This is a genomic window from Streptomyces uncialis (assembly GCF_001905345.1).
Taxonomy (GTDB): Bacteria; Actinomycetota; Actinomycetes; order Streptomycetales; family Streptomycetaceae; genus Streptomyces; species Streptomyces uncialis.
In genome coordinates this window covers 495,253-509,094 of record NZ_LFBV01000001.1, presented here as the reverse complement: position 1 = coordinate 509,094, position 13,842 = coordinate 495,253, and the positions used below count along the sequence as shown (strand labels likewise).

Below are 13,842 nucleotides of genomic sequence, written 5' to 3'. Positions count from 1 at the left end.
AGCTGCCTACTGCGTGACGCAGCTACCGTGCCATACATTCTCTGCGTGGCGCAGTTTAAATGAGAAGGGCTGGCCATCCGTGTCACACCGGAACCGTGCGGAACTGCTCGCGGCGGTCACCGTCGCCGCGCGGCGGCACCACGCCGCGTACACCCTGTTCAGTCAGGCCCTCGCCGACCGGCTCGGACTGCACCCGACAGACCTCCAGTGCGTCAGCCTCCTCGGCCTGGACCCCCGGCCCCGCACCACCGGCGAGATCGCGAAGCTGACGGGCCTGACCTCGGGATCGGCCACCCGTCTGGTGGACCGGCTGGAACGAGCCGGGCTCGCCGGACGGAGCCCCGACCCCCACGACCGACGCAAGACGCTCGTCTCGCTCACCGCCCGGCGCGCCTCCGAGGTCGATGCCGCCTGGGACACACCCGCCAAGGCCTTCGCCGCGGCCCTCGACGACTTCACCGACGACGAACTCGCCGTGGTCGAGCGCTATCTCCGGCGCACCACCCAGGTCGGCGACGCGCAGGCCGAACGGCTGAGGGAGGGGGAGGAACAGCGGGTAACCCGGTCAGGGGCGTGATCACCCAGGGGGGAGTCTCCGATGTGGTCGACGCCGTCGTCGTCGCGCGGGCCGCCGTGGTCCTGCTGGTGCGCGGGCCGCCAGGCGCTGTGGGCCGGGTCGCGGACCGGTGTGTTTGAGTGGGGCGTCACGTCCGCCCGTGGGGTCACACGGGCCATACGTCCGCCGGTGACCCCACCGGCCAGGAAGGGAATCCGGCTCCGTGCACGTACTGATCCTGGGCGGGACCGCCGAGGCCCGGCGGCTCGCGGAGCTGCTGACCGCGCCCGCCGTCCCCGGCCGCACGGTCACCTCGTCGCTCGCCGGACGGGTCGCCGCGCCCCGGCTGCCACCCGGTGAGGTGCGGATCGGCGGCTTCGGGGGAGCCGAGGGGCTGGCCGGCTGGCTGGTGCGGGAACGCGTCGATGTGCTGGTGGACGCCACTCATCCGTTCGCGGGGACCATGAGCTTCCACGCGGCCGGGGCCGCGCGGACGGCCGGGGTGCCGCTGGTCGCGCTGCGGCGGCCCGGGTGGGAGGCCGTCGACGGGGACGACTGGCGGTCCGCCGGTTCGCTGGCCGAGGCCGCCGCGCTGCTGCCGTCGCTCGGGTCCCGGGTGTTCCTCACCACAGGACGGACGGGGCTCGCCGCGTTCACCGGTCGCCCGGAACTGGACGCGCTGTGGTTCCTGGTGCGGTCCGTCGACCCGCCGGAGCCGCCCGTACCCCGGCGGATGGACGTCCTGCTGGACCGCGGACCGTTCGCGCTGGACGGTGAACGGGCGCTGCTCGCCGCGCACCGGATCGACGTCCTCGTCACCAAGGACAGCGGCGGCCGCGCCACCGCCCCGAAGCTCACCGCCGCGCGGGAGGCCGGCGTACCGGTGGTGGTCGTCCGCAGACCGCCCGTACCGGACGGGGTGCCGGTGGTGGCGGGGCCCGAGGAGGCCGCCCACTGGGTCACGGGACGGATGGCCGCCTGAGTCCCCCGGGCCCCCGTCCCCCGGCCCCTCGGTCTCCCGGGACGCGCCCGTCCGGCCCTGGGCCTTGTCCGGCGCAGGGTCCTTGTACGGCCCCGGGTCCTTGTACGGCCCCGGGGCGCGTACGGCTCTGGGATCTCGTCTGCCCCGGCTCCCCGTTCGGCCTTGGGATCTTTGTACAGCCCCGGCTTCCGTGCAGCCCTGGGAACTCGTCCGCCCCGGCTCCCCGTACAGCCCCGGGATCTTGTACGGCCCCGGCTTCCTGTACAGCCCCGGGATCATGTCGTCCCGGCTCCCCGTACGGCCCTCGGACCCCGTACGGCGCCCCAGTTCCCCGTACAGCCCCGGGAACTCGTCTGCCCCAGATTCCCGTTCGGCCCCGGGAACTTGTACGGCCCCGGCTTCCCGTACAGCCCCCGGATCACGTCGTCCCGGCTCCCCGTCCGGCCCTCGGACCCCGTACGGCCCCGGGTCCTCCCCGTACCGCTCAGGCGCGCTCCGTACCGGTCATGTCTCCGGGTAGCGGCGGGGGGTCCAGACGATCGTCTCGTCGGCGCCGCGCCTGACCGTCCGGGTCTGGGAGGAGCCGATCAGCAGGATCGTGCGCATGTCGACCTCCGCGGGGTCCAGGTCCGTGAGGGCCACGATCCGTACCCGCTCCGTGGGGCCGCCGACATCGCGGGCGACGACCACCGGGGTGTCCGGCGCGCGGTGTTCGAGCAGCAGCTCGCGGGCCTTGCCGACCTGCCAGGTGCGCGAGCGCGAGCCCGGGTTGTACAGGGCGAGCACCAGATCGGCCGAGGCCGCCTTGTGCAGGCGTTCCGCGACGACCTCCCACGGCTTGAGCCGGTCGGACAGCGAGATGGTCGCGTAGTCGTGGCCGAGGGGGGCGCCCGCGCGGGCCGCCGCCGCGTTCGCGGCCGTCACTCCCGGGAGCACCTGGACGGGGATGTCCCGGTAGGCGTCCTCGGAGGCCACCTCCAGGACGGCCGTCGCCATGGCGAAGATCCCCGGGTCGCCGCCGGAGACGACAGCGACCTTCCGGCCGCGCGCGGCCAGTTGCAGCGCGAACTCGGCGCGCTCCGACTCCACCTTGTTGTCCGACCCGTGCCGCGTCTGCCCGGGGCGTACGGGCACCCGGTCCAGGTACGTGGTGTAGCCGACGAGGTCGTCCGCGCCGGCGAGGGCGCCCCGCGACTCGGGGGTCAGCCACAGCGGGCCCGCCGGTCCGGTGCCGACGACGACGACCTCGCCCCGCTCCCGCTCCGGACGCCCGGCGTCGACCCGGCTGGGCAGCACGGCCACCGAGAAGTACGGCACGGTGTCCTCGTCCACCTCCGCGAGGTCCCCGGTGCGCTCCCCGTCCATCGTGGCGCGCTCCACGTACTTGGCCTCGGCCAGCCGGCCGGAGGCGTCCAGCGCGCGGCGGACCTTGCCGAAGGTGCGGCCCAGCTTCATGACCACGGCCGAGTCGGTCGCGGCGAGGCGGGCCGTCAGCTCCTCCTCGGGCAGGGTGCCCGGCAGGACCGTCAGCACCTCCTCGGCCTCCACCAGCGGGGTGCCGAGGCGGGCCGCCGCCGCGCTGACCGACGTCACCCCGGGGATCACCTCGGTCGGATAGCGGTGCGCGAGCCGCTTGTGCATGTGCATGTACGAGCTGTAGAAGAGCGGGTCGCCCTCCGCGAGGACGGCCACGCTGCGGCCCGCGTCGAGATGCGCGGCGAGCCGGACTGCGGCCTCCTCGTAGAACTCGTCCATCGCGCCCCGGTAGCCGCCTGGGTGGTCGGTGGTCTCCGTGGTGAGCGGGTAGACCAGCGGCTCCTCGATCTGGCCGGGCCGCAGATGGCGGGCCGCGATCGACCGCGCGATCGACCGCCCGTGGCGCGCGCTGTGGTACGCGACGACGTCCGCCCCGGCGATCACCTCGACGGCCCGTACGGTCATCAGCGACGGGTCCCCGGGGCCGAGCCCGACCCCGTACAGCCATCCCGAGGGCGTTCCCGTGGACGTTCTCGTAGGCTCTTCGGACGGCGGTTCCGTCAGCCGTTCCGAAGGCGGTTCCGACGACGGTTCCGTCGGCTGCCCCGTGCCGCTCTGGTGCACGCTCACTCCTCCTCGCTGGCGATGGCGTTGAGCGCGGCGGCGGCCATCGCGCTGCCGCCCCGGCGGCCCCGCACCACCAGGTACTCCAGGCCCGACGGGTGGGCGGCCAGCTCGTCCTTGGACTCCGCCGCGCCGATGAACCCGACCGGCACACCGATCACCGCGGCCGGGCGGGGCGCGCCCTCCTCGATCATCTCCAGCAGCCGGAACAGCGCGGTGGGGGCGTTGCCGACGGCGACGACCGCGCCGTCGAGGCGGTCCCGCCACAGTTCCAGCGCGGCGGCGCTGCGGGTGGTGCCCAGGCGGGCGGCGAGGTCCGGCACGGCCGGGTCGGACAGGGTGCAGATCACCTCGTTCGCGGCGGGCAGCCGCTTGCGGGTGACCCCGCTCGCCACCATCGTGGCGTCGCACAGGATCGGCGCGCCGGCCCGGAGCGCCTCGCGCGCGCGGGACACCACGGCCGGGGAATGGGCGAGGTCACGGACCAGGTCGACCATGCCGCAGGCGTGGATCATCCGGACCGCGACCCTGCCGACATCGTCGGGCAGGCCCGTGAGGTCCGCCTCGGCGCGGATGGTGGCAAAGGACCGGCGGTAGATCTCCGCCCCGTCCTTCTCGTAGTCGAACACTCTGTTCTCGCTCACTTGCTCATGTTCCGGTGCGTGCCGCCGCCACGGTAGCCGCGAGCGATGAGGTTCCCGTCACCGAGGTCGTACGGCCGGCCTTGCCCGCGCGTACGGCGGTGACCTCGTAACCGCCGACGACGGCGACGACATCGACCCGGTCGCCCCGGGGGCGCCCGCAGCGGCGCGCACAGCCGGACCAGTGGACGGGGGGCTCGGCTTGTCCGTCGGCCGGGTGCTGGGCCGGTACGTGGGCCGGGGGCTCGGCCGGTACGTGGGCCGGGTGCTGGACCGGTACATGGGCCGGGGGCTCGGCCGGTACGTGGGCCGGGTGGACGGCTGTCCGCGCGTCCGACCTGACGTCCGCCAGTGACTTGGCGCAGCCGGGGCGGCCTATGCACGCGGTGACCCCGGTCCATGGGGAGCCGGGCTCCGTCACGAGTCCGCTGGCGGCGAGCGCCATGAGGTCGGCGGGGGTCGCCCCGGGGAGGACCGCGCCGCGCCAGGGGGTCAGGCGGACGCCGAGCCCTGTGCGGGCCGCGATGTGCCGTACGGCCGTCCATTGGGCGGGGGTGAAGCGGCCCAGGGGGACGGCGACGGACACGCCTCCGGGGAACGCGCCGGGGGTGGGGGTCGCCTTGGCCTTGATGGCGGTCGCGGTGGTGTGGGCCGGGTCCGTGGGCGTCACCGTGGCGCTGTCGGTGAGCGTCGCGGTGACGTCCGGGCGGTGGGCCACCTCGCGGGCCAGCGCGCGGACCGCTTCGGGGCCGCCGGGGAGGTCCGCCAGCCGCCAGACGCGGTCCGCCCCGGCGTTCCGGGCCGCCGCGACGAACGCCTCCGCGGCGTACACGGCGATGCGGGGGGCGTCGTCGGCCGGCACGGTGAGCGTGGTCCCGCCGATCCGTACGGTCGCGGTGGCGCGCGGTCCGGCCACGAGGGTGATGTCGGGTTCCAGGGAGGTCATGTCCCCGCGGCCGTCGTCCAGGGCGAACAGGAACCGGCCCGACAGGTGCGCGGCGGGGGCGCTGGCGCAGAGCAGGGTGTCGAGGGCGTGGAGCCACGGGGCCAGGTCGCGGTGGCCCTGTCCGTCGAGGCCGGACAGCGGGGACGCGACGATGTTCCGTACGCGTTCGTGGGTCGCGGAGGGCAGGAGGCCGGCGGTGTGCAGCGCGGTGGCCAGGTCGGCTCCGCAGGTCTCCGTGCGGAGGGCCCGTAGCTGGACGTTGCCGCGTGAGGTGAGGTGCAGTTCGCCGTCGCCGAGGTGGTGGGCGGCGTGGGCCAGGGCTTCCGTCTGGGCGGTGGTGAGGACTCCGCCGGGGATACGGACCCTGGCGAGGGGGCCGTCGTCGGCGAGGTGCAGACGGAGTGCGCCGGGGCAGGCGTCGCCCCCGTCGCCGGGGGTACGCACGTCCGCCGCGCGCTCTCCGCCCGCCGTGCGTCGGCCCGGGGTGTCCGTGTTCGCCACGCTGTTCGCCACGCCCGCGAGCATAGACCTGCGGTGTTTTTGTCGTATCTCCCGTGCGGGTCGCCTTCGCTTGCGCTTTTGGGGTCTGTCCGGGTGGGCGGACTTGTCCCTGTGCGGGTCGTTCGTGGGTGCGCAGTTCCCCGCGCCCCTGGGTACTCGGCGCTGGGCGGACTTGTTCCCGCACAGGTCGCTCGGTGGTTCCGCGCGGTTCCCCGCGCCCCTGGGTACTCGGGGCTGGGCGGACTTGTTCCTGTGCCGTCGCTCGGTGGTTTCGCGCGGTTCCCCGCGCCCCTGGGTACTCGGCGCTGGGCGGACTTGTTCCCGCATGGGTCGCGCCCGTGGGATGTCCCGGGGCGATGTCCGGGGGCTGCTGGGTGTCCCGTCGCATCGGACGCCCAGCAGCTCGTACGCGCACGTCGACGTGATCGGTGCGCGGTGTTCCGGGGGCAGGGTGTCAGTACGTGATGACTACGGCTCCGTCGCTGCCCTTCTTCCCGGCGGCGCCGTTCCCGCCGTCGTCACCGTCCGCACCTTCCGCGCCCGAGACGTCGGCTCCCCGGCCGCCGTCGCCACCGTCGCCGCTGCCGCCGCCGGCCCCACCCCGGCCGTAGCCGTGGTCACCGGGGGTCTGGCCGCCCGCACCGGCTGCTCCGCCCTTCCCGCCCAGCTCACCGGCGCCGGCCTCGGCGTTGCCGGTCTTGCCTGCGGAACCCGCGCTGCCGCTCTTGCCGTGGGCGACGAACACCTTTCCAGGAGCGGGAGGCGTCCCGGTGCACGACAAGTCCAGCCCGGCGTACCCGGACTGACCGCCGGAACCGCTCACACTTCCGCCTGCTCCGTTACCTCCGCCGATCCCGAGGGCTTTTCCACCGCCGCCCCACTCGCCCCCGTCCGCGGCGCCTACCGCACCCTCACCTGCGGACCCGCCGGACGCGATGGACCTCGGGGAGAGGACAGGGCCGGCGCCCGGCGAAGCGGTGGGGCCGCCCGCGACAAGATCGACGACGGTGGCCCCGCCGGAGCCGCCGTCGGTGGTACGAGTCCTGGCCTCGGCACCACTGGTGCCGCCGCTTCCGGCGAGCAGGCCGTACTCGCCGCCCTTGCCCCCGGCAGCGCCGGACGTACCCGCCGTACCGGCACCGCCCTTGCCGACCGTGATGCGCAATGGCGTGTTGGGAAGGACCGGAAGGGTGCAGGTGATGTGGATCCCCGCGCCGCCTCCCCCGCCGCCGGCGCCACCGCCTCCGCCACCGCCGGTTCCCCCGTGTCCCAGGCCGGTGGCGTCCTGCCCGCCGGCACCCCCGCCTCCGCCGCCGCCCGCACCGCCGGTGCCGCCCGAACCACCGCCGCCCGCACCCCACATGTCGACGGTGACGGTGAAGACGCCGTTGGGCACCGTCCACTCCTGAGGGCCTCCCGGCTTGGCGAAAGTGACGGTGCCGCCCTGCGGAGCGGCCTGGGCCCCTGGTCCCAGAGCGAGCGAGGCGGCGAAGGGGAGAACAGCGACGGCGAGGGCCAGCTTGCGGTCGAACATGGGGCTCCTTCCCAGAGCGAACAAGCGGCTACCTTAGGTAGGGATTCAATTGCTCCGAGTGACGATCAGTGCAAACGGGTCACCCGCGACGGATAAACCACTCACAGGCGGGACGGTGGCCGTTACGGGGCATCGGAGTCTGCGGGCAGAGATTCCCGCCCACCCCCTCCCGTGGTCCGGCGAGTGCCGGCGGTCAGATGGCGAGGGTGCACCACGTCGTCGTGCCGTCCGGGGTGATGCCCCATGTGTCGGCGAGGGCTCCGACGAGGTACAGGCCACGGCCCCGCTCGGCGGACGGGTCGGCGGGACCGGACCGAGGCAGGTACGGGGTGCCGCCCGTGACCTCGATGCCGAGGTGTTCGGCAGTCCGCCAGAGCCGGACCCGGACGGTGTCCCCGTAACCGTGCTGGAAGGCGTTGGTCACCAGCTCCGACAGCGCCAGCGCGTACGTGTCCCGGGCCCCGTCCGCGCCCCACTCGGTCAGGACCGCCTCCCCCGCTCGCCGCACCAGTCCGGGCCACACCCGCTCGGCCACGGACGGCACCCGTGAAACCAGTACGTCGAATCCCGCCTCCGCCCCGCACACGAAGGGCACCGGGCCCACTACATGCGCTGCCGGTACGGACGTGATCGCTTCTGCGGGCATTGCGGGGCCTCCAGCCATGCGGCGGGGTGGGGGAGGGTACGGAAAGTACGGATGGGACATGCTGCGCGTTCTGCGTCAACTACCCTGCTTCGAGCATGCTTTGACTCGCAACCGGATCACCGCTGATTAATCAGTGAGGGGTCGAAACGGACTATGCGCCAACCTGCGCACGTACGTGGCCGACTGCGCACGGGTGCGGGACACCTGCACAGGGTGATACTTGACGGCACAAGGGCACTGGAGGGTGCACAGGTGGGAGCCAAACGCGGCGCTTCGGGACGTCGTCTGGAACTGGGTATTCAACTCAGGCAGTTGCGGGAGAACTGCCCAGGTGTCGAGCGGGCCGGGGCCAAGGGCATGACCCGCAGGGAAGCGGTACGGGGACTGAAGGACCTGTCCGAAGCGACCCTCGCCAGGATCGAGCACGGTGAACTCAACTTCCGCCGCAACGTGGGCAACCTACGCGCACTCCTCAAGCGGTACAGCGTCACGGATGAACGGCTCGTCGAGGAGCTTCTCGACCTCAACCGCGAGGCCCCCAACGAGGACTGGCTGACCCAGTACCGCATCTTCATGCCGCCGGGGATGCCCCACTTCGTGGGTTTGGAGGCGGAGGCGGTGACCATCACGGCCTACCACCCGACGGTTGTGTACGGCGTCCTTCAGACTCCTGCGTACGCGAAGGCCATCTTCGAAACAGGACGGCCGATCGAGGACACGACCTCGGAGTTCATCAAACGCCACGTCGAGTTGCGCATGGAGCGAAAGCGGCGGGTACTCGCTCGGGAGGACCCTGTACGACTGCGGGTCATTCTCGGCGAAGCGGCGCTGCGCATCCAGGTGGGCAGCGACGACGTGATGCGTGAGCAGTACGAGGAGATCGTCCGGCTGGCGGAACTGGACCACGTGTCGGTCCAGGTCATGCCCTTCCGCCGTGGATACCGCTCGACGCACGACTTCGCCGTCCTCGACCTGGGGGAGCTGCCTTCCCGGGTCCAGGCCGACAACGCGTGGGGCGCCGTATCCACCTCCGACAAGCCCCGTGAAGTGGACCGGTTCACCAGACGGTTCAACGCGATGGTGGGCCTGGCTCTGGGAGTCGAGGAAACCATCGAATTCATGAAGGAACTAGCGAGAAGGTAGCGGAGCCATCCTTACTCACACCCGGGCCCTCGAACCGGCCCGACAAATCACCTGGCGCAGGTCCTCCTACAGCGGCGACACGGGCAACAACTGTGTGGAGATAGCCGCCCTCCCCCACCACATCGGGATCCGGGATTCGAAGAACGTACCGGGCCCCGTACTGGCCGTCGCACCCACCTCGTGGGCCGACTTCCTCTCGTACGTCACGACCACGCGCCCCAACCCCTGACCACCGGCACTCGCCGGACCACGGGAGGGGGTGGGCGGGAATCTCTGCCCGCAGACTCCGATGCTCTTCAGTCCGGTACGGGTACGTCGTACCGAGCGTGTCGGATCGAGGACGGAGAATCCCGACCGGCACCGACCCGAAGAACAAGCAGAAGGCGCCCCGACAGGGGCGCGGGGAACTGCGCAAAACCCACGAGCGACAGCACAGCAACGAAGTACGCCCCGCCGGACAGACCTCGGAAGCGCAAGCGAAGGCGACCCGCGGAGAACTGCGCACCCCACGAACGACATGTGCGGGAACAAATACGGCCACGCACAAGACCCACCCACCCGCACCCAAGGACCCATAAAGACCCACAAAAAGCCCAAACAAACCCCGCATACCATGAGGTAATCGCGGATCACCCGGTCCGTGACCGTCACCCGACGGCATCAGGGGAGGAAGCCGGTTCGAATCCGGCGCGGTCCCGCCACTGTGACCGCCGGCTCCAGGGCCGGCCGAGCCAGGAACTCCCGCCGTCCGAACACCGCCCGGGGCGCGGACACCCCGAGGAAGGCCGACGCCGCATGCCGAACCCCGCCGAAGACCGCCCCGCCGACGAGAACCCCGTCGCCGACAACTCCGCCGCCGAGAACCCCGGCACCGGAGAGCCCCTCACCGGGAGGCCCGTTGCCGGAGCGCCTGTCACCGGAAGGCCCGTTCCCGGAGGGCCCGTCACCGGAGAGCCCGTTCCCGGAGAGCCCGTCGGTGACGGGAACCCCGTCGGCCGTGCCCCGCACATCCTCCTGCTGTCCACGTCCGACACGGACCTGCTCAGTGCCCGCGCCGCGAACCACGCGGACACCCCCGTCCCGTACCGCTTCGCGAATCCCTCGCGGCTTCCGCTGGACGATCTGCCCGCGCTGCTCGACGGGGCCGGGCTCGTCGTCGTCCGGCTGCTCGGCGGGGTCCGTGCCTGGCAGGAGGGGCTGGACCGGGTGACGGGCACGGGGCTGCCCGTGGTCGTGCTCAGCGGTGAGCAGGCCCCCGACGCCCAGCTGATGGCGGCCTCCACCGTCCCGGTCGGGCTCGCCGCCGAGGCGCACGCGTATCTCGCGCACGGCGGCCCCGCCAACCTCGCGCAGCTCGCCCGCTTCCTGTCCGACACCGTCCTGCTGACGGGCCACGGCTTCGACGCCCCCGCGCCCGCCCCCACCTGGGGGCCCCTGGAGCGCACCCCCGGCCGGACGGCCCCGGCGGCGGACGGCATCGTCCCGACCGTCGCCGTGCTCTACTACCGCGCCCACCACATGAGCGGCAACACGTCCTTCGTCGCCGCGCTCTGCGACGCCGTCGAGAACGCGGGCGGGCGGCCCCTGCCGCTGTACGTCGCGTCGCTGCGCGCCCCCGAGCCGGAGCTGATCGACGAGCTGCGCGCGGCCGACGTGATCGTCACGACGGTGCTCGCGGCCGGTGGCACCCGCCCGGCCGAGGCATCGGCGGGCGGCGACGACGAGTCGTGGGACGCGGGCGCCCTGACCGGCCTGGACGTCCCCGTGCTCCAGGCCCTGTGCCTGACCTCCTCGCGCGCCGACTGGGCCGCGAACGACGAGGGCGTCTCCCCGCTGGACGCGGCGAGCCAGATCGCCGTACCGGAGTTCGACGGGCGCCTCATCACCGTCCCGTTCTCGTTCAAGGAGATCGACAAGGACGGGCTCCCCGCGTACGTCGCGGACCCCGAGCGCGCGGCGCGGGTCGCCGGGACCGCCGTACGGCACGCGCGGCTGCGGTACATCCCGGCCGCGGACAAGCGCCTCGCGCTGGTGCTCTCCGCGTACCCGACCAAGCACTCCCGGATCGGCAACGCCGTCGGCCTCGACACCCCCGCGAGCGCGGTCGCGCTGCTGCGCAGGCTGCGCGCCGAGGGCTACGACTTCGGGCCCCTGGACGAGCTCCCCGGCCTGGTCTCCGGCGACGGCGACGAGCTGATCCGCGCGCTGATCGACGCGGGCGGCCACGACCAGGACTGGCTCACCGAGCAGCAGCTCGCGGCGAACCCGGTGCGCATCCCGGCGGCCGACTACCGCCGCTGGTTCGCGACACTGCCCGGGGAGCTGCGGGAGGCGGTCGAGCGGCACTGGGGGCCGCCGCCCGGCGAGATGTTCGTGGACCGCACCCACAACCCGGACGGGGACATCGTCCTCGCGGCGCTGCGCCGCGAGAACCTGCTGATCCTCATCCAGCCGCCGCGCGGCTTCGGCGAGAACCCCATCGCGATCTACCACGACCCCGATCTGCCGCCCTCGCACCACTATCTGGCCGCGTACCGCTGGATCTCCGCGTCCCGCGCGGACGGCGGTTTCGGCGCCGACGCGATGGTCCACCTCGGCAAGCACGGCAACCTGGAGTGGCTGCCCGGCAAGAACGCGGGACTGTCCGCCGCGTGCGCCCCGGACGCCGCGCTGGGTGATCTGCCCCTGGTGTACCCGTTCCTGGTGAACGACCCGGGCGAGGGCACCCAGGCCAAGCGCCGGGTGCACGCCACCCTGATCGACCACCTCGTGCCGCCGATGGCCCGCGCCGACTCGTACGGCGACATCGCCCGGCTGGAACAGCTGCTGGACGAGTACGCGCAGATCTCCTCCATGGACCCGGCGAAGCTGCCCGCGATCCGCGCGCAGATCTGGACGCTGATCCAGGCGGCCCGCCTCGACCACGACCTGGGGCTGGAGAACCGGCCCGACGACGACGGCTTCGACGACTTCCTGCTGCATGTCGACGGCTGGCTCTGCGAGGTCAAGGACGCGCAGATCCGCGACGGACTGCATGTCCTCGGCGTGCCCCCGGCGGGCGACGACCGGGTGAACCTGGTCCTCGCGATCCTGCGCGCCCGGCAGATCTGGGGCGGCACCACGGCCCTGCCCGGACTGCGGGAGGCCCTCGGCCTCGACGAGTCCGCGGCGACCCGGACCACCGCCGACGAGGCGGAGGCCACGGCCCGCGCCCTGGTCACCGCGATGGAGGCGGCCGACTGGGACCCGGCGGCGGTCGCGGGCGTGGCGGCCGGGCACAGCGACGACGTGGCCCGGGTGCTGGACTTCGCGGCGGCCGAGGTGGTGCCCCGGCTCGCGGGCACCGTCAACGAACTCGACCACGCCGTGCACGCCCTGAACGGCGGCTTCGTCCCGGCGGGCCCGTCGGGCTCGCCGCTGCGCGGACTGGTCAACGTCCTGCCGACCGGCCGCAACTTCTACTCCGTCGACCCCAAGGCCGTCCCGTCCCGCCTCGCGTGGGAGACCGGCCAGGCCCTCGCGGACTCCCTGCTCACCCGCTACCGCGAGGACAACGGCGACTGGCCCACGTCCGTCGGGCTGTCCCTGTGGGGCACCAGCGCGATGCGCACCGCGGGCGACGACGTGGCCGAGGCGATGGCCCTGCTCGGGGTGCGCCCGGTGTGGGACGACGCGTCGCGCCGGGTCACCGGTCTGGAGGCGGTCCCCGCCGACGAACTGGGCCGTCCCCGTATCGATGTGACGCTGCGCATCTCCGGCTTCTTCCGTGACGCGTTCCCGCATGTCATCGGGCTGCTGGACGACGCGGTCCGGCTGGTCGCGGGACTCGACGAGCCCGCCGGGGTCAACCACGTCCGCGCGCACGCCCAGGCCGACCTCGCGGTCCACGGCGACGAACGCCGCGCCACCACCCGTATCTTCGGCTCCCGCCCGGGCACGTACGGCGCCGGTCTGCTCCAGCTCATCGACTCCCGTGACTGGCGCACCGACGCCGATCTCGCGGAGGTCTACACGGTGTGGGGCGGCTACGCGTACGGGCGTGAGCTGGACGGCCGTCCGGCCCGGGAGGAGATGGAGACCGCGTACAAGCGGATCGCCGTCGCCGCGAAGAACACGGACACCCGTGAGCACGACATCGCGGACTCCGACGACTACTTCCAGTACCACGGAGGCATGGTCGCCACCGTCCGCGCGCTGCGGGGCACGGCCCCCGAGGCGTACATCGGGGACTCCACCCGCCCCGAGACGGTCCGCACCCGCACCCTGGTCGAGGAGACCTCCCGGGTCTTCCGGGCCCGGGTGGTCAACCCCAAGTGGATCGAGGCGATGCGCCGCCACGGCTACAAGGGCGCCTTCGAGCTGGCCGCGACGGTGGACTACCTCTTCGGCTACGACGCCACCACCGGCGTCATCGCCGACTGGATGTACGACAAGCTCACCCAGACGTACGTCCTCGACCCGGTGAACCGCGCGTTCCTCCAGGAGGCCAACCCCTGGGCCCTGCACGGCATCACGGAACGCCTCCTCGAAGCCGAGTCCCGGGGCCTGTGGGCGAAGCCGGACGCGGCGACCCTGGAGGCCCTGCGCGAGGTCTTCCTGGAGACGGAGGGCGATCTCGAAGGCGGTACGGACGGGGCGGGTGGCGGGACGGCACCGACCGGTGGCTGACCCCGCGGTACGTCCGTGAACGGCGGGCCCCCGGCTGTCCGGCAGCCGGGGGCCCGCTGTCCGTTCCGGGGGCCGGTTCCGGTTCCGGGGGCCGGTTCCGGTTCCGGGGGCCGGTTCCGGTTCCG

General features: G+C 73.1%; 10 protein-coding genes and 1 riboswitch. Of the genes, 5 read left to right on the top strand and 5 right to left on the bottom strand.

Annotated elements, in window-relative coordinates; translation table 11 throughout:
• Positions 1-79 precede the first annotated feature (79 nt).
• Together AB852_RS02180 and AB852_RS02175 are read left to right on the top strand one after the other, a co-directional pair.
• Entirely contained in the window at positions 80-577 is a 498-nt protein-coding gene (locus AB852_RS02180) for a MarR family winged helix-turn-helix transcriptional regulator (protein ID WP_073782991.1), read from the top strand.
• 202 nt (positions 578-779) lie between these two features.
• Positions 780-1,538, top strand: coding sequence for a cobalt-precorrin-6A reductase (locus tag AB852_RS02175; protein ID WP_073782989.1), 759 nt, complete (start codon positions 780-782; stop codon positions 1,536-1,538).
• 504 nt (positions 1,539-2,042) lie between these two features.
• Here the strand turns inward: AB852_RS02175 and AB852_RS02170 are convergent.
• The 5 genes from AB852_RS02170 to AB852_RS02150 all read right to left on the bottom strand — a co-directional run bounded on the left by AB852_RS02170 (position 2,043) and on the right by AB852_RS02150 (position 7,906).
• Positions 2,043-3,578, bottom strand: a complete 1,536-nt coding sequence (locus AB852_RS02170; protein ID WP_073785277.1) for a precorrin-2 C(20)-methyltransferase — start codon at positions 3,576-3,578, stop codon at positions 2,043-2,045.
• Between the two features lie 62 nt (positions 3,579-3,640).
• Positions 3,641-4,282 carry a precorrin-8X methylmutase gene (locus AB852_RS02165; protein ID WP_073782987.1) on the bottom strand — a complete coding sequence of 214 codons (642 nt, stop codon included), beginning with the start codon at positions 4,280-4,282 and terminating at the stop codon, positions 3,641-3,643.
• Between the two features lie 4 nt (positions 4,283-4,286).
• Positions 4,287-5,738 (bottom strand): cobalamin biosynthesis protein CobG, encoded by a 1,452-nt coding sequence (locus AB852_RS02160; RefSeq protein ID WP_245876581.1) that lies wholly within the window; start codon positions 5,736-5,738, stop codon positions 4,287-4,289.
• Between the two features lie 442 nt (positions 5,739-6,180).
• Positions 6,181-7,260, bottom strand: coding sequence for a hypothetical protein (locus AB852_RS39505; RefSeq protein WP_178390926.1), 1,080 nt, complete (start codon positions 7,258-7,260; stop codon positions 6,181-6,183).
• 193 nt (positions 7,261-7,453) lie between these two features.
• A complete protein-coding gene (locus AB852_RS02150) occupies positions 7,454-7,906 on the bottom strand; it encodes an ATP-binding protein (RefSeq protein WP_245876580.1) in 453 nt (150 codons plus the stop codon).
• 252 nt (positions 7,907-8,158) lie between these two features.
• Here AB852_RS02150 and AB852_RS02145 point away from each other — a divergent pair, with 252 nt between their 5' ends.
• The 3 genes from AB852_RS02145 to cobN all read left to right on the top strand — a co-directional run bounded on the left by AB852_RS02145 (position 8,159) and on the right by cobN (position 13,717).
• Positions 8,159-9,049, top strand: a complete 891-nt coding sequence (locus tag AB852_RS02145; RefSeq protein WP_073782983.1) for a DUF5753 domain-containing protein — start codon at positions 8,159-8,161, stop codon at positions 9,047-9,049.
• 7 nt (positions 9,050-9,056) lie between these two features.
• Positions 9,057-9,278, top strand: coding sequence for a DUF397 domain-containing protein (locus AB852_RS40470; protein WP_073782981.1), 222 nt, complete (start codon positions 9,057-9,059; stop codon positions 9,276-9,278).
• A gap of 437 nt (positions 9,279-9,715) precedes the next feature.
• Positions 9,716-9,790: riboswitch (cobalamin riboswitch) on the top strand.
• Positions 9,791-9,844: 54 nt separating this feature from the next.
• Positions 9,845-13,717 carry a cobaltochelatase subunit CobN gene (gene cobN, locus AB852_RS02135; protein WP_245876578.1) on the top strand — a complete coding sequence of 1,291 codons (3,873 nt, stop codon included), beginning with the start codon at positions 9,845-9,847 and terminating at the stop codon, positions 13,715-13,717.
• Positions 13,718-13,842 lie beyond the last annotated feature (125 nt).

Excerpts from the sequence above, each read along its gene's own strand:
- AB852_RS39505 (WP_178390926.1), bottom strand. The coding sequence starts at position 7,260 with ATGTTCGACCGCAAGCTGGCCCTCGCCGTCGCTGTTCTCCCCTTCGCC.
- AB852_RS02150 (WP_245876580.1), bottom strand. The coding sequence starts at position 7,906 with ATGCCCGCAGAAGCGATCACGTCCGTACCGGCAGCGCATGTAGTGGGC.
- cobN (WP_245876578.1), top strand. The coding sequence starts at position 9,845 with ATGCCGAACCCCGCCGAAGACCGCCCCGCCGACGAGAACCCCGTCGCC.